Below are 15,298 nucleotides of genomic sequence, written 5' to 3'. Positions count from 1 at the left end.
TGCGCGCGCTTTACAAGCGGATTGAGGGCAACGAACAGTTCGCCGCTGATGTTTCCCACGAGATCAAGAACCCTCTTGCCTCGTTGCGTTCGGCCGTGGGGACCATGCGGGTTGCCACACGTGACGACCAGCGGGAAAAACTGCTCGAGGTGATCGAGCATGACGTGAAGCGGCTTGACCGTCTGGTCAGCGATATTTCGAATGCGTCGCGTCTGGATAGCGAGTTGGTGAAGGAAGAAGAAGAAAACTTCGATCTGATTAATATGCTGCACAACATCTGCGATTTCCTTGGGAAAGACGCCAAGCTGCGCGGGATCGAATTTGTCACCGACCTGCCCGAAGGTTCGATCATGGTGCAAGGTCTTGAAGGGCGTTTGGCGCAGGTTTTTGTAAACTTGATTACCAATGCAATTTCTTTCTGCGAAAAGGGCGATGCAATCCGTCTCTGGGCGCGGACCCGCAACAACCGCGTTCTTGTTGTGGTCGAGGATACCGGACCCGGCATCCCTGACGACGCGCTCACCAAGGTATTCCAGCGCTTCTATTCAGAGCGCCCGGAAGGGCAATTCGGGAATAATTCGGGCCTTGGTCTGGCGATTTCCAAGCAGATCGTCACAGCACATGCCGGTGCCATCTGGGCCGAAAACATCCGTCCAACCGATGCGGACCCGACCTCAGAACCGCTGGGTGCGCGTTTTGTCGTGGGCCTGCCAATCTGATGAAAGCCTTCGGTAATGGCTGAGACGCTCCATGCGACCTGTGTGGCGTATCATGGTCGCGCCGTTGTGCTGACCGGCGCTTCAGGGCAGGGGAAATCAACACTTGGATTGCAGCTTATCGCCTTGGGATGTGATCTGATTGCCGATGATCGCACGATCCTGACAGTTGCGGGCGGGAAGTTGACGGCCCGTTGCCCGGAAACGCTGCAAGGGATCATTGAAGCACGCGGCATCGGGCTGGTGCGCGCAGTGTCACAACTCTCTGCCGAGGTTGCGCTTGTGGTGGATCTGAACCAGAGGGAAACCGCAAGAATGCCACCACCGCGTGAAATCACGCTCTTGGGATGCACTCTGCCCTTGATCTGGCGCAGCGATGGCCCACAATTCGTTCCAGCAATCTTGCAGATTTTGAAATCCGGCTGGAGCGAGAGATGACCGCAGCGACGCAGAAACCACAGACAAACCCGTCGCTCGTTCTGGTGACTGGTCCTTCGGGGGCCGGGCGATCGACTGCGATCAACGCGCTCGAAGACCTCGGCTATGAAGTCATCGATAACCTGCCCCTGTCTCTCTTGCCCCGTCTGCTGGATGGCCTCCCGCCGCCGCGCCCACTGGCCTTGGGCCTTGATATTCGCAACCGGGATTTCGGCATTGAGGCGCTTTGTGTTGTGATCGACCAACTTGCTGGTCAACCTGACCTCGACGCGCAGGTTCTCTACCTTGACGCTAGCGAAGAAGAGTTGGTGAGGCGTTATTCCGAAACCCGCCGCAGACATCCTATGGCGCCGGATGGACCTCCGCTCTTGGGGATCGCAGAAGAGCGGGCGCTCCTTGCACCGATCCAGCCGCGCGCCGATATCCTGATCGACACCACAGGCCTGTCGCCGCACGCGTTGAAGGCCGAAATAGAGAATGCATTTGGCACCGAGAATGGGCAAATGCTGGGGATCACGCTGCATTCATTTTCCTACAAACGCGGTCTGCCACGCGGCATGGATTTTGTGCTGGACTGCCGGTTCTTGCGCAATCCCCATTGGGACGCCGCGCTCAGACAGCGCGATGGACGGGATGCGGATGTTGCGGACTATGTAAAGCAAGACCTGCGATATGAACCGTTCTTTGCACAGGTTAAAGGGCTCTTGGACATCGTGCTGCCTGCCAGCAAAGAGGAGGGCAAGACCCATCTTTCCATCGCGTTTGGTTGCACAGGTGGCAAACATCGCTCTGTGATGGTGACCGAAGGAATGGCTTCTGCCCTTGCGCAGGACGGCTGGCATGTATCTAAACGTCACCGCGAGCTAGAGCGTCAGGGTGAAGTGGTTAAAGAGGGACAGACAGATTGATTGGGATCGTGATCGTCGCGCATGGTGGGCTTGCCAAAGAATATCTTGCAGCTGTCGAACATGTGGTCGGCCCGCAGATTGGCGTAGTCAGCATTGCGATCGGGCCAGACGATGACCGCGCTGCCAAGCAAACCGAAATCTGCGATGCCGCCGATGATGTAGATGCGGGCGACGGTGTTGTCATTGTGACGGACATGTTCGGTGGTTCACCCACGAACCTGTCGCTGCGCGCTTGCAGTCCAGAGAACCGCCGCATTCTTTACGGCGCCAACCTCCCGATGCTGATTAAGCTCGCCAAATCCCGTAAATCATCGGTTCCCGACGCGGTGGATGCGGCGATTGAAGCGGCCCATAAGTATATAAACAGCCACAACGGCGGTTTGCCTCAATGACAAAAATGCGCCTCAAGGTCCAGAACATCAAAGGCCTCCATGCCCGTGCATCCGCGAAGCTGGTTGAGATTGTCGAAAGCTTCGATGCGGATGCGACCGTCAGCAAGGACGGCGAAAGCGCGTGTGGTGACAGCATCATGGGGCTTTTGATGTTGGCAGCCTCCATCGGAACATTTATTGAGGTGGAGACACGCGGCCCGCAGGAAGATGCATTGGCAGCCGCGATAAAGAACCTTGTTGATGACAAGTTCGGCGAGGGCGACTGAACCTGATGTTGATCGCATAGGACGAGAGCATTGACCGACAAGACGCCCAAAGCATCGGACGCGCCAATTGCTCCTCCTGAAACGCCGAAAGTGCATGATCGCGGTACGCTGACCTATTCTGGCACATTCGAAAGCCCTTTTCGGCGAGGCATTATTCAGGCGATTGAATGGTGTACCGGAAAGATCCAGATCATTCGGATGCTGCGCAAATATGAACGGCTTCCCAAGGTACATGGCACAAAGATCTGGCGTGTCGGTTTGGATGTGATGGGAATTGATCTGCTTACCCCGCAACATCAACTTGACCGTATTCCCAAAACCGGACCTGTTGTTGTTGTTGCCAACCACCCGCATGGCATGGTCGACGGCATGGTGATGGCGGAATTGATCGGACGCGTCCGTCCTGACTACCGCATTCTGGTCCGTGCTTTTCTGACGGATATCGACGAAGAGGCCGGGCAATTCCTGATCCCGGTACCGTTTCCACATGAAAAAGACGCGCAGGCCAAAATGGTTGAGATGCGCAGGCAGGCAATGGCCTATCTTTCGGAAGGTGGGGTTATTGCGCTGTTTCCATCCGGTGTTGTTGCTTCGTCAAATTCTATGTTCGGGCCGATGGTTGAGGACGAATGGAACCTCTTTACCGCCAAGATGATCCGCAAGTCCGGTGCGCGGGTTGTGCCGCTGTTCTTTCCGGGTGCGAATTCGCGTTGGTATCAGATGGCCAACCGGATTTCCGCGACTCTCCGCCAGAGCCTGCTGATCCATGAAATCGTGAGCGCCTGCGGAAAACCGCAAAAGCCGATTATCGGCGAAGCCTTTGACGAGGCAGCACTCCAGCAGCGCCTGCAAAACCCGCGCGAATGCATGGCATGGCTGCGCGAGCAGACGTTGAGCTTGAAAGATTAGCGGGTTGGCACCGGTGTTTCGCCACGATAGTCGTAAAAACCGCGATCAGATTTGCGACCCAACCAGCCAGCCTCGACGTATTTTGTCAGCAGCGGGCAGGGGCGGTATTTCGTATCGGCCAATCCATCGTGCAACACGTTCATAATCGCCAAGCATGTGTCCAGGCCGATGAAATCAGCGAGTTCCAGCGGCCCCATCGGATGGTTTGCACCCAGTTTCAGCGACGTATCAATGGATTTTACCGATCCCACGCCTTCGTACAGCGTATAGATCGCCTCATTTATCATCGGCATAAGGATGCGGTTTACGATAAAGGCCGGAAAGTCCTCAGCGGTGGCAGAGGTCTTGCCCAATCGTTCAACCACGCCGTGGCATGCTTTGAAAGTCGGCTCATCAGTGGCAATGCCGCGGATGAGTTCAACCAACTGCATAATCGGCACCGGGTTCATAAAGTGGAAACCCATGAACATCTCTGGTCGGTCCGTACGTGACGCCAATCGGGTGATTGAAATCGACGACGTGTTCGAGGTCAGGATCGTTTCCGGTTTCAGATGCGGAACAAGGTCTTCGAAAATCGCGGTTTTGATCGTCTCGCGCTCTGTCGCGGCTTCGATGATGAGATCGGTCTTGCCAAGATCCGTCAGTGTTTGCGTCGTCGCAATCCGCTTGAGCGCCTCTGTCTTTTGTGCGTCGGTAATCAGATCCTTGCTGACCTGACGGGTCAGGTTGCGATCCACAAGGCCCACCGCCGCATCCAGTGCATCAGCGCTGATGTCGGTCAGCAACACCTCATACCCGGCCAGAGCACAGACATGCGCAATGCCATTGCCCATCTGGCCCGCGCCAACAATGCCTATCTGTTCGATTGCCATTTTCGCATCCCTTGCTTTCGGTTCCAGCATAGGCGGGTGGAGGGGCCAGCTTCAAGGCGGATCAGCCCGAAAATGCTGAGACGAAGAGCCCTGTTAGCAATTTATCAAGCCAAATGCATCAGGTTGCCCAAGGATGCGACAAGAAGGGGCAACGCGCAATGAAACACGACATCGTCGAGACGGAGCGGTTATCCTACGCGCCATGTCGATATGGGGCGTCGCGGATGTTGTTTCGGGGGCCGCGCAAACGGCTGGATCAACCCTATCTGGCGTTTGTTGGTGGCACGGAAACCTATGGAAAATTTATCGAAAAGCCGTTCCCGGCAATGGTTGAACGCACCATGCGCCAGCCGTGTATCAATTTCGGCTGCGTGAATGGCGGGATTGACGCGTTTGTCAATGACACCACCGTGATGGACATCTGCATGAGGGCCGATCTGACGGTGGTCCAGATCATGGGTGCCAATCTTTTGTCCAATCGGTTCTTCTCGGTTCATCCCCGCCGCAATGACCGCTTTCTGGAAGCCTCGACTGTCTTGAAGGCCATCTACGATGACGTGGACTTTTCCGAATTCTCCTTTACGCGCCATATGCTGGGCGCCTTGCACAACAAATCACTGGAGCGATTTGAAACCGTCGTGAAAGAATTGCGAGAGGCATGGACCGCGCGGATGCGCAGTATGTTGGACCAGGTCGGCCCGAATGTGATCCTGTTCTGGTTTTCAGAGAATGTGCCATCAAACCTGCATTGGTCCGAATTGTCCCACCAGCTTCAGGTTGACCCTCTTTTCATTACGCAAGCCATGCTGGATGAATTACGACCATTGGTGAAAGACGTCGTCATTGCAAAACCATCGCAAGAAGCACTGCGGCTTGGCACGCGTGGGATGGTGTTTCCTGGCTCGCAGCAGCGCGCGGCGCAAGGGATGCTTGGCGTGGACTGCCATAAAGAGGCTGCGGCGACGCTCATTCCGAGAATTCGCGATCAGCTCTTTGCCATATAAAAACGGCGCGCAAGCGGGTCTGCGCGCCGTTTTCAATGTTCGTTGCATTTTGGTTTACAGCTTCTCCGTCAGAGCGGGAACGGCTTCAAAGAGGTCAGCAACCAGACCATAATCAGCGACCTGGAAGATCGGCGCTTCTTCATCCTTGTTGATCGCAACGATGATCTTGCTGTCTTTCATGCCTGCCAAGTGCTGAATTGCACCTGAAATACCGACTGCAACATAAAGATCAGGCGCAACCACCTTGCCTGTCTGACCAACTTGCCAGTCGTTGGGCGCATAGCCACTGTCCACGGCCGCACGCGACGCACCCACGGCTGCGTTCAACTTGTCGGCCAGTTTCTCAATCAGCGCAAAATCCTCCTCGGAGCCGACACCGCGACCACCAGAAACAACAACACCCGCTGATGTCAGCTCTGGACGATCAGAGGCGGCAACCTTGTCTTCGACCCATTCCGACAGGCCCGGATTACCGGCCGCACCGATGCTTTCAACGCTCGCAGAGCCGCCCATTCCGGCCGCGTCAAAACCGGCGGTCCGGATTGTCATGACCTTCTTGGCGTCAGTTGATTTCACAGTCTGGATCGCGTTGCCCGCATAGATTGGGCGTTCAAACGTGTCCGCATCAATGATCGCTGTCACTTCAGAAATCACCATCGCATCCAGGAGTGCTGCAACACGCGGCATTACGTTTTTTGCGTCTGTCGTGCCAGGTGCTGCGATATGCGTGTAATCGCCGGCGAGCGAGACGATCAGATCCGCAGTGGGTTCAGCCAAACGGTGACCCAGTGCCGCATCTTCGGCACAAAGCACTTTGGAAACGCCATCAATCTTGGCCGCCTCTTCGGCCGCCGCTTGCGCACTTGCGCCCGCGCAAAGCACGGTCACATCACCCAATGCACTTGCGGCAGATACAGCTTTTGCAGTCGCATCAACGGCCAACGTACCGTCGGTCACTTCACCAATCAGAAGTACAGCCATTATACTGCCCCCGCTTCTTTGAGTTTTTCAACAAGTTCGTCAACCGAACCAACCATGATGCCGGCCGTGCGCGCCTCTGGCTCTGTCGTGCTTACGATGCTCAGGCGCGGTGTGGCATCGACGCCAAAGTCGGCAGGCGTCTTTTCGTCCAACGGCTTTTTCTTGGCCTTCATGATGTTCGGTAGCGATGCATAACGCGGCTCGTTGAGGCGCAGGTCAACAGTGACAATTGTCGGCATTTTGACCTTGATCGTTTGCAGGCCACCATCAACTTCGCGGGTGACAGTCGCGCTATCACCATCGATATCAACTTCAGATGCGAAGGTCGCTTGTGACCAGCCCAGCAGCGCGGAAGTCATCTGACCCGTCGCGTTCATATCGTTGTCGATCGCCTGCTTGCCGCAAAGAACCAGACCTGGCGCTTCTTCCTTGACGATCGCGGCAAGGATTTTGGCAACCGCCAAAGGCTCAATATCGGTGTGCACGTCATCAGTCGCTACCACGAGGATCGCACGGTCGGCACCCATCGCGAGCGCGGTGCGCAGCGTTTCCTGCGACTGCTTCACACCGATGGAAACGGCGATCACTTCGTCGGCCTTGCCAGCTTCGCGCAGGCGGATTGCTTCTTCCACAGCGATTTCGTCGAAAGGGTTCATCGACATCTTGACGTTCGCGAGATCAACACCGGAACCGTCCGCTTTCACACGAACCTTCACGTTGTAATCGATCACGCGCTTGACGGGTACGAGGACCTTCATCTGCGTTCTTCTCCTAAGAATCTAATCATTTAACTTCTCGAGACGTTGTTATCCTGCGCGCGCCATCGAAAACAGTGCAAAATCGACGCGGCATGACCTCCCGACGCCACGTTCTTGACGCGCACGTCACCTTTGGCCTGATCCGCTGATCGCGCTGGACCAGACGACAGCATATGGTATGGGGTGCAGATCCGTCAGTCTTGCAAAGAGGTCATCGTTGCCATGCCCGCCACTACACGTATCGTTTTGTCGAGCGATCATGCAGCCATCCCGCTGCGGCGCGCGATTGCACAGCATGTCGCGTCCAAGGGGTTCGCGGTGTCCGACATCGGCCCAACAACACCTGAAAGCACCCCCTATCCACAACATGGAGAGGCCGCAGCACAGCATGTTGCACGCGGGGAAAGTGATCTCGGCATTATCGTTTGCGGGACCGGGCAGGGCATCATGATGGCCGCCAATAAGGTCAAAAGCATTCGGTGCGGCGTATGTTCTGACACGTTTTCGGCCCGGATGATCCGCCAACATAATGACGCGAACATGCTGGCGCTGGGCGGGCGTGTGGTTGCGGAGGGCCTCGCTCTGGATATTGTCGATGCGTTTCTGGACGCGGCTTTCGAAGGCGGTCGCCATGCCACCCGCGTTGATATGATTACGGCGATTGAGGCGGCAAATTAACCGCCCCTAGCGATTTGCGCCCGGAACCCAGAGCACATCATTCTTTCCGTTCTCATTCGCAATGCGGGCGGCTTGAAAACACCAATCCGACAGGCGGTTGAGGTATTTCACTGCCGATGGATTGACCGATTCCATCGTAGCCAGCTCGACCGTCAGCCGCTCTGCGCGGCGCGAAACGGTACGGCACAAATGCAGATGTGCGGCCAGTGCTGACCCCCCCGGAAGAATGAAACTGCGCAGTGGTTCGACGTCTTTGGTCATCGCGTCGATTTGGCCTTCCAGCCGTTCCACCTGCGTCTCGGACATGCGCAGTACAGGGTATTCCGCCGCGCCATCCTTTTCCATGTCAGGTCGGCACAAATCCGCCCCAAGATCGAAGAGGTCGTTTTGGATCATCGCCAATTGTGCGTCCAATTCCCCGCGTGCATGCAGGCGCGCCATGCCGACCGTCGCATTCGTTTCATCGACAGTCCCGTAGGAACTGACGCGCAAGGAATGCTTCGCCACACGGCTGCCATTACCCAATGCGGTTTCGCCAGCGTCACCTGTCTTTGTATAAATTTTGTTGAGAACGACCATGTAATCAGGACCCTTCGCCGCGCAAGTAGACAAATAGCAAGATCAAAAGCACGGCCACAAACTGCGCACCAATGCGCCAGCGCATAATCTTGTTGGCGTATTTGCGGTTGAACTCTCCGCCTTTGCCGAATGATCCGATACCAAGGATCAAAATCCCCAGCACAATGAGCACGGCGACGGCCATCACCCAAAAAAGTGGATCGTTTGCCATTATTTTCGTCCCTTGTTCTTGTCTCACCCGATGTAGCAGGCGTGTTGGTGAAGGAAAGTCCTAGTTCCGTAAAATCAACCAATCCAACGCTCTTGTCGAGAGAAGCCGTTTGGCAATTCCGATGAAATGCGTTGGCACGGTGACAAAATAGCGTGGCTTCGGCCTCGCTGCAGTGAGCGCATGGACCAGCTTTTTTGTCACCGCATCTGGTTGCAGTTCGAACGTCGACGGTTCGGTTTCGGTATAAAGCCGACCAATTTCGGCCTGATAGGCATCATGCATATTGGACGATTTCCAATCGATCCACTTCTCAAAATGAGGCACCGCGTTCTTTCGGAAACGCGAGGTGATCGGCCCCGGTTCAATCAAGATGACCTTGATTTGTGTGTCAGAGAGTTCAAGCCGCAGCACATCCGACATCCCTTCCAGCGCGTATTTCGTCGCGACATAGGCTCCGCGCAGTTTGTAGCCCACTATGCCCAGGACAGACGAACAGTTGATAATCCGCCCATGCCCCTGTTTGCGCATCACCGGGACTACCTGCCGCGTCAGCTCATGCACGCCAAAGAGGTTTGTCTCGAAAATTTCGCGCAATGCCGCGGTTGGTACGTCTTCAACCGCACCGGGACAGGCATAGGCGCCATTGTTGTAGAGCGCATCCAACGTGCCGCCTGTCGCCACGAGCACTTCAGCCAATCCGCGCGTGATCGTGTCAGCATCTGCATAGTCGATCAGAGGGCTTTCAAACCCGTCTGCCTGCAGGCGCGCGCAGTCTTCTTGCTTGCGACAGCTGGCAAAGACCCGCCAGCCCGCCGCGCGCAGACCATGCGCGGCGTTTAAGCCAATGCCGGAAGATGAACCGGTAATCAGGATGGATTTTTGTGTCATGTCTGCCTTTTGATCGCTCAAGCCGTGACTGGCAAGCAGATGCTGTTTGTTCCGGCAGACACCGGCCCGGTCGATAGCGCCTTTACGCCAGATTCGCTGGTCGCTACACCTGAGCGCATGACTGATGACAACGAAACGGGCCTCGGCCCCAATGACGTAACAGAGACGCTGCGCCGCGCCATAGGTGACCGCTATCTGACCTATGCGTTGTCCACGATTATGCACCGTGCCTTGCCGGACGCCCGTGATGGTTTGAAGCCGGTACATCGGCGGATTCTTTACGCCATGTCGCGCCTGCGCTTGTCGCCGACAGGTGGATTTCTGAAATCAGCCAAGATCAGCGGCGACACGATGGGTGATTTCCACCCGCATGGTGATGCCGCCATTTATGATGCGATGGCGCGTCTCGCACAGGATTTCAACGTCCGTTATCCGCTCGTCGACGGGCAGGGAAACTTCGGCAATATCGATGGGGACAACCCTGCCGCCTCACGTTACACGGAGGCGCGGATGACCGCCGCCGCAGAGGCCCTGCTTGAAGGCTTGTCAGAGAACGCTGTCGATTTTCGCGACAACTATGATGGGCGTCTGACGGAACCGTCGGTTTTGCCTGCGACATTCCCAAATCTGCTGGCCAATGGGTCCAGCGGGATCGCGGTTGGGATGGCGACGAATGTTCCGCCCCATAACCTGCATGAATTGATTGACGCGTGCCTGCATCTTATCAAAACGCCCGACGCCCGCGACGATACATTGCTCAATTACATCCCCGGCCCCGATTTTCCGACCGGTGGTGTCATCGTTGAACCCTCCGAAAGCATTGCCGACGCCTACCGCAGCGGGCGCGGTGCCTTCCGCTTGCGTGCCAAGTGGGAGATCGAAGATCTTGGGCGCGGCCAATGGCAGATTGTCGTCACTGAAATTCCTTATCAGGTGCAGAAGTCCAAGTTGATCGAAAAATTGGCAGAGGTGATCCAACTCAAGAAGGTGCCTTTGCTTGCTGATGTGCGCGACGAAAGCGCCGAGGACATTCGCGTCATTCTTGAGCCGCGCGCCAAGACTGTCGATCCTGAGGTCATGATGGGGATGTTGTTCCGTAACTCCGATCTTGAGACCCGCTTCAGCCTGAATATGAACGTCCTGATTGATGGGCTGACCCCGAAAGTCTGCTCTCTCAAGGAAGTTCTGCGCGCCTTCCTTGACCACCGCCGCGATGTACTGGTCCGGCGAAGCCATTACCGGCTGGAAAAGATCGACCACCGACTGGAGGTTCTCGAGGGTTTCATCATCGCATTCCTGCATTTGGACCGCGTGATCGACATCATCCGCTATGATGATGACCCCAAACAGGCGCTCATGATCGAGGACTGGTCCAGGGATCATGTTCGTGCCATCTCTGAGATTGATTATATTACCCCGATTGTACCCGGTGCCGATCCGGAGGTTTCGCTGTCGGACATTCAGGCAGAGGCGATCTTGAACATGCGCCTGCGGTCGCTGCGTCGTCTGGAAGAGCTGGAGTTGATCGCCGAGCGTGATGCGTTGATGGAAGAACGCGCCGGCATTGAGGATCTGCTCGAAAGCGACGACCTGCAATGGGCCAAGATCGCCGAACAGCTTCGCGAAACTCGCAAAGTCTTTGGCCGTGACAGCGCGGGCGGCGCCCGCCGGACGCAATTTGCCGAAGCCGCTGAAGTGGTCGATGTCCCGCTTGAGGCCATGATTGAGCGGGAACCGATCACTGTTGTTTGTTCGCAAATGGGTTGGGTGCGGGCGATGACGGGCCATATCGATCTGAACCGAGAGCTCAAGTTCAAGGATGGCGATGCCCCGCGTTTCATTTTTCATGCGGAAACAACGGACAAACTGCTGGTCTTTGGTGCCAACGGTCGTTTTTACACGGTTGGCGCAACCCACCTGCCCGGCGGGCGCGGTATGGGGGAACCGCTGCGCCTGATGATTGATCTGCCCAATGATGTAGAGATCGTCGATATCCTGATCCATCGGCCGGGCGCAAAACTGCTGGTGGCCTCCGCAGAGGGCAACGGCTTTGTTGTCGGCGAAGAAGATGTCATCGCACAGACACGTTCCGGCAAGCAGGTCTTGAACGTAAAAGATACGGTCGCAAAGGTCTGTCATCGGGTGACCGGCGATCATGTGGCGGTGGTATCGGAGAACGCGAAATTGCTTGTTTTTGAAGTCTCTGAGCTCCCACAGATGGGCCGCGGCAAAGGTGTACGCATTCAAAAGTACAAGAAAGCCGCCGGCCGTCAGGGCACTTTGGAGTTGGATGGCGGCTTGTCGGATTTGACGACATTCACCTGGGACGACGGCCTTTCATGGCCGATGGGCGGTGGTAAAACCCGCGTAGAGCCTGACATGACCGACTGGAAAGCGGCACGCGCGGGCGTCGGCAAACGCCCACCTTACGGTTTTCCAAAGAACAACAGATTTCGCTAGGAAAACGTCAGTAAAGACGGTTCTTCATCAATAGCTGTAGCTTACACCAACGTTGAGTGCATTCGTGACCAGCGTTGTCTGTAGTGAACCGCCGTTGCCGAGATCCATGTCGTGATAGGAAATGGTGTTCTGGTATTCGCCAAATACGCCCCATGTGTCATTGATGGCATAGTTGACACCGGCCGTGACGCGGACTGCGGGGCCTGTAATCTGGTAGCCGAGCGTTGAACCGCCAGCGGATTCCACCTCGACCCGTGGAATTCCAATGCCGATGCCGCCGTTGACGTAAGGGGTAAAACCGTCAATCAAATCGGGCCAGCGACGGTTCGCATTGACGGTCAAAATGTTGACGCCGTCGGTGAGTTCCAGCGTGTCAAAGCCGTTTTCGACACGTGTCCGGGTGTCTGCATAAACTTTGGAATGGGTAAATTCTACGCCCCAGCCGAACGTTTCAGTCTGCCACTCCGTCACGCGCAGCCCGTAGTAAATCGGGGCTTCAAAGGATCGCCCCTCCCATTTGGCAGTGAAATCCGGTGTTTCGTCAGTCGCATTTCCAGGATCGGTGCCAGAGACGACACTATGGGGTGCGGACTGGCCACCCAAGTAGAATGCAAATTCTGTTTCGGCCATTGCGGGTGCAGCCAGCAGCATAGATGTGGCTGTATAGAGGTGCGTCTTTGACATTTTGTCTCTCCCTTCGGCGGGTGTGGACGGGCATCATATTGCCGTCCTGTCTGTGGGGTGTTGCCTTTCAGATGTGCCGTTTTTCGCCATTTGACAAGGGCAAGTAACATAAATGCCCGCGCATATGGTGATATGTTACATTTTCCGCTGTCAAGGTGGCGCAACAGGCTGGCAAAACTAGCCGATCTCCAGGATCACATTGCCACGCTTGTGGCCGGTATCGACATAAGCGTGCGCCGCGGCAACGCTATCGAGACTGAAACGGCGGTCAATCACCATCTTCAACTGCCCTTTTGCAATGCGCCCCAGCAGGTCCTGCATCAAGGGCCGCTGCTGGTTGACGGGCATCATCCCGGTTGCGGAAAACTTCGCCTTTTTGCGGCTAAAGCAGTTCCCAAACATCATCCGCCCCAGCAGCCGCAAGCTAAGAACCGGCGAAAGATAGAACCCATCCGGTGTCAAAGCCGGTTTCGCGTGTTGAAACCTGCTTTTTCCGACGGTGTCATAGATAACGTCGTAACGGCCAACGTTTTTAGAAAAGTCTGTGGTGTTGTAGTCAATGACGTGATCTGCACCCAATGACGTCACAAAAGCCAGGTTACGCGCGCTGCATACACCAGTGACTTCGGCGCCGAAACCTTTCGCCAACTGCACAGCCGCAGTCCCGAGCGAGCCTGCCGCACCATTGACCAAGATATGTTGACCCGGCTGAAGCTTTGCCAGATTGCGCAGGAAGTTCATATCGGTCAGCGGGCCGTCACAAAGAGGCGCGGCTTCTTCATAGCGCATGCTTTGAGGGATATGCGCGACAAGTCCGCCCTGATCCACGCAAACGTATTCGGCGTGTGCGCCAAAATTCAGACCCGTTTCGCCGAATACGCGATCGCCTTGCGCGAAACTGGTGACGTCTGCACCGGTCTCGACCACATCGCCCGCGAATTGCGTACCCATTGCGGTCACTTTCGGGCCGCGCAATCCAAGAAACAGGCGCCCGATGCGCGGGACACCTTGCCGGATCATGCTGTCGGCTGCCGTGACAGCGCTTGCCCGCAGGCGGACAAGGATCTGATCTGCCTTGGGCTGGGGGATAGGAACGTCGGCCAACTTGACGACATTTGCGGCGCCGTAGCCCTTGTAAATAGCGGCTTTCATAGCGGTCTCCTTGTTCTGAATTCTCTCTGAGCGCCTGTCTATGGTTCCAATTTATCTTTTCATATTGACGAAAAGGTGCCACAGTGGTGCGTAATCTAACCACTGTGAAAGGCTATTCGTGCAGGATTGGGAACAAATGCCGTTCTTCTTGGCTGTCGCAAGAACGGGCAGCCTGCGTGCTGCAGCTGAACAACTTGGTGCGACCCATGCGACTGTCCGGCGTCATGTTGAAGCGCTTGAGATGGCATATGGTGTGCAGCTTTTCCGCAGGACGCGCCGGGGTTTGACGCTGACTGGTGCGGGTGAAACACTGCTGCCCGAAGCAGAAGAGGCGGAGCTCTTGCTATCGCGTGCGCGCAACGGCCTTCAGGGATTGGATCGCGAAGCCGCTGGTCGGATACGGATTTCCGTTGATCCGATGACCGGGCACTTCTTGCTGGCGCCCGTTTTTGCTGCGTTTTGCCGGATTTACCCTCAGGTCGATTTGGAGATCAGCCTGACATACGACATTCAGGCTATCGGGAAGCTTGAAACCGATGTCGCCATCAGACATGCCGCAGAGATCACAGACGATGTCGTCGCGCGAAAGCTGCAAGCGCTCCAGATCGGGATTTTTGCCAGCAGGGATTACATCGAAAGCCATTTTGAAAAGGCGGGTAAGAAGGGGAAGGGGTTGGAGTTCATAGGTTACGGCCCGTATCCAGAATTGCTGGATTGGATTGCAAATTCGCCTTTTCCGCAGGCCCGCGTTCGGCACGAGGTGAGCGACCCCGAAATGCATCTCCATCTGGTGCGCGCGGGGGCAGGCATGAGCTTTCTGCCGATGTGGTGCGCGCAAAAGTTTCCGGAATTGCAAAGGATGCCGGGAAGTGATCTGGACGAAAAGCGGAAAACTTGGGTCGTCTTTCACGAAGACCTGCGCCGGATCAAACGGGTCCGCATGTTTGTCGATTTTCTGGCACAATCCTTGATCGCTTTCGATCGGGCCAGCCGCTAACGCTGTTGATCGACAAGGATTGGGTTCCCGTCCCCGTGCAAGACTTCAAATCCAAACTTGCCGTAGAAATCCCTGGAATTCGCGACGTCCGTGACATTGAGACTTACTGAAAATGCACCGAGTTTCATTTCCCTATCTCCATTTGTGATCCGCGCGCAGTCTAACAGCAATTGCGAAGTTCGCGAATTCACCGGAGTGGCGAAAAAAAGCGAAAGGGCATCCTGTTTGCAGGCATGACAAGGCTTGATTTCCATCCCGTTTCCCAATACATCGCCCGCGATGTTGGACCGGGCCGCTTGTGGCCCCTCAAAATTAAGGGCCCTGCAAAATGGCAAAGGCAAAGTTTGAACGTAATAAGCCGCACGTAAACATTGGCACAATCGGCCACGTTGACCACGGCAAGAC

The 15,298-nt window shown here is 55.9% G+C and carries 19 protein-coding genes; 10 read left to right on the top strand and 9 right to left on the bottom strand.

All coding sequences use genetic code 11. The annotated features are described in order from the left end of the window. From ACFDSS_RS05740 to ACFDSS_RS05715, 6 genes are all read left to right on the top strand, one after another. Nucleotides 1–719 (top strand): sensor histidine kinase (locus ACFDSS_RS05740; RefSeq protein WP_375254808.1); only part of this gene is annotated, 719 nt, incomplete at its 5' end. A gap of 15 nt (nt 720–734) precedes the next feature. Continuing rightward, the gene (locus tag ACFDSS_RS05735) at nt 735–1,154 is read left to right on the top strand and encodes an HPr kinase/phosphorylase (RefSeq protein ID WP_375254807.1); all 420 of its coding nucleotides are present in this window, start codon (nt 735–737) and stop codon (nt 1,152–1,154) included. Next, the gene (gene rapZ, locus ACFDSS_RS05730) at nt 1,151–2,062 is read left to right on the top strand and encodes an RNase adapter RapZ (RefSeq protein ID WP_375254806.1); all 912 of its coding nucleotides are present in this window, start codon (nt 1,151–1,153) and stop codon (nt 2,060–2,062) included. Before ACFDSS_RS05735 ends, rapZ begins: the two co-directional genes overlap by 4 nt. Then, nucleotides 2,059–2,454, top strand: coding sequence for a PTS sugar transporter subunit IIA (locus ACFDSS_RS05725; protein WP_375254805.1), 396 nt, complete (start codon nt 2,059–2,061; stop codon nt 2,452–2,454). The genes rapZ and ACFDSS_RS05725 overlap by 4 nt, the downstream gene beginning before the upstream one ends. After that, entirely contained in the window at nt 2,451–2,720 is a 270-nt protein-coding gene (locus ACFDSS_RS05720; RefSeq protein ID WP_375254804.1) for an HPr family phosphocarrier protein, read from the top strand. The genes ACFDSS_RS05725 and ACFDSS_RS05720 overlap by 4 nt, the downstream gene beginning before the upstream one ends. Nucleotides 2,721–2,750: 30 nt before the next feature. Continuing rightward, a complete protein-coding gene (locus ACFDSS_RS05715; protein WP_375254803.1) occupies nt 2,751–3,629 on the top strand; it encodes a lysophospholipid acyltransferase family protein in 879 nt (292 codons plus the stop codon). Here ACFDSS_RS05715 and ACFDSS_RS05710 read toward each other — a convergent pair. After that, the gene (locus tag ACFDSS_RS05710; protein ID WP_375254802.1) at nt 3,626–4,501 is read right to left on the bottom strand and encodes a 3-hydroxybutyryl-CoA dehydrogenase; all 876 of its coding nucleotides are present in this window, start codon (nt 4,499–4,501) and stop codon (nt 3,626–3,628) included. The two genes, ACFDSS_RS05715 and ACFDSS_RS05710, sit on opposite strands and share 4 nt — an antisense overlap. Nucleotides 4,502–4,659: 158 nt before the next feature. On the opposite strand from ACFDSS_RS05710, the gene ACFDSS_RS05705 reads away from it, so the two are divergent. After that, nucleotides 4,660–5,505 (top strand): DUF6473 family protein, encoded by an 846-nt coding sequence (locus ACFDSS_RS05705; protein WP_375254801.1) that lies wholly within the window; start codon nt 4,660–4,662, stop codon nt 5,503–5,505. Between the two features lie 54 nt (nt 5,506–5,559). On the opposite strand, the gene ACFDSS_RS05700 is transcribed toward ACFDSS_RS05705, so the two are convergent. Both ACFDSS_RS05700 and ACFDSS_RS05695 read right to left on the bottom strand, forming a co-directional pair. Then, nucleotides 5,560–6,486 (bottom strand): electron transfer flavoprotein subunit alpha/FixB family protein, encoded by a 927-nt coding sequence (locus ACFDSS_RS05700; protein ID WP_375254800.1) that lies wholly within the window; start codon nt 6,484–6,486, stop codon nt 5,560–5,562. Beyond that, nucleotides 6,486–7,244, bottom strand: coding sequence for an electron transfer flavoprotein subunit beta/FixA family protein (locus tag ACFDSS_RS05695; protein ID WP_375254799.1), 759 nt, complete (start codon nt 7,242–7,244; stop codon nt 6,486–6,488). Before ACFDSS_RS05695 ends, ACFDSS_RS05700 begins: the two co-directional genes overlap by 1 nt. A gap of 222 nt (nt 7,245–7,466) precedes the next feature. Here ACFDSS_RS05695 and rpiB point away from each other — a divergent pair, with 222 nt between their 5' ends. Continuing rightward, a complete protein-coding gene (rpiB, locus tag ACFDSS_RS05690) occupies nt 7,467–7,922 on the top strand; it encodes a ribose 5-phosphate isomerase B (protein ID WP_375254798.1) in 456 nt (151 codons plus the stop codon). Between the two features lie 6 nt (nt 7,923–7,928). Here rpiB and ACFDSS_RS05685 read toward each other — a convergent pair whose 3' ends face one another. The 3 genes from ACFDSS_RS05685 to ACFDSS_RS05675 are packed head-to-tail and all read right to left on the bottom strand — an operon-like array spanning nt 7,929 to nt 9,600. Continuing rightward, the gene (locus ACFDSS_RS05685) at nt 7,929–8,501 is read right to left on the bottom strand and encodes a cob(I)yrinic acid a,c-diamide adenosyltransferase (protein WP_375254797.1); all 573 of its coding nucleotides are present in this window, start codon (nt 8,499–8,501) and stop codon (nt 7,929–7,931) included. A 4-nt stretch (nt 8,502–8,505) separates the two neighbouring features. Beyond that, complete coding sequence (locus tag ACFDSS_RS05680) at nt 8,506–8,712, bottom strand: twin transmembrane helix small protein (protein WP_375254796.1); 207 nt, start codon at nt 8,710–8,712, stop codon at nt 8,506–8,508. 60 nt (nt 8,713–8,772) lie between these two features. After that, nucleotides 8,773–9,600, bottom strand: coding sequence for an SDR family NAD(P)-dependent oxidoreductase (locus ACFDSS_RS05675; RefSeq protein ID WP_375254795.1), 828 nt, complete (start codon nt 9,598–9,600; stop codon nt 8,773–8,775). Between the two features lie 117 nt (nt 9,601–9,717). Here ACFDSS_RS05675 and ACFDSS_RS05670 point away from each other — a divergent pair, with 117 nt between their 5' ends. After that, a complete protein-coding gene (locus ACFDSS_RS05670; RefSeq protein WP_375254818.1) occupies nt 9,718–12,060 on the top strand; it encodes a DNA topoisomerase IV subunit A in 2,343 nt (780 codons plus the stop codon). Between the two features lie 27 nt (nt 12,061–12,087). Here ACFDSS_RS05670 and ACFDSS_RS05665 read toward each other — a convergent pair whose 3' ends face one another. After that, nucleotides 12,088–12,744: an outer membrane protein gene (locus ACFDSS_RS05665; RefSeq protein WP_375254794.1), complete on the bottom strand. Its 657-nt coding sequence runs from the start codon at nt 12,742–12,744 to the stop codon at nt 12,088–12,090. Between the two features lie 177 nt (nt 12,745–12,921). Then, complete coding sequence (locus ACFDSS_RS05660) at nt 12,922–13,896, bottom strand: NAD(P)-dependent alcohol dehydrogenase (protein WP_375254793.1); 975 nt, start codon at nt 13,894–13,896, stop codon at nt 12,922–12,924. 136 nt (nt 13,897–14,032) lie between these two features. On the opposite strand from ACFDSS_RS05660, the gene ACFDSS_RS05655 reads away from it, so the two are divergent. Further along, on the top strand, nt 14,033–14,893 hold the full coding sequence (locus ACFDSS_RS05655) for a LysR family transcriptional regulator (protein WP_375254792.1): 861 nt from the start codon (nt 14,033–14,035) through the stop codon (nt 14,891–14,893). Here ACFDSS_RS05655 and ACFDSS_RS05650 read toward each other — a convergent pair. After that, nucleotides 14,890–15,021, bottom strand: coding sequence for a VOC family protein (locus tag ACFDSS_RS05650; protein WP_375254791.1), 132 nt, complete (start codon nt 15,019–15,021; stop codon nt 14,890–14,892). The two genes, ACFDSS_RS05655 and ACFDSS_RS05650, sit on opposite strands and share 4 nt — an antisense overlap. Nucleotides 15,022–15,298 lie beyond the last annotated feature (277 nt).

This window comes from Yoonia sp. (genome assembly GCF_042093035.1).
Taxonomy (GTDB): Bacteria; Pseudomonadota; Alphaproteobacteria; order Rhodobacterales; family Rhodobacteraceae; genus Yoonia.
The sequence above is the reverse complement of the archived record's forward strand: the minus strand, read 5'-3'. Positions and strand labels throughout refer to the sequence as shown.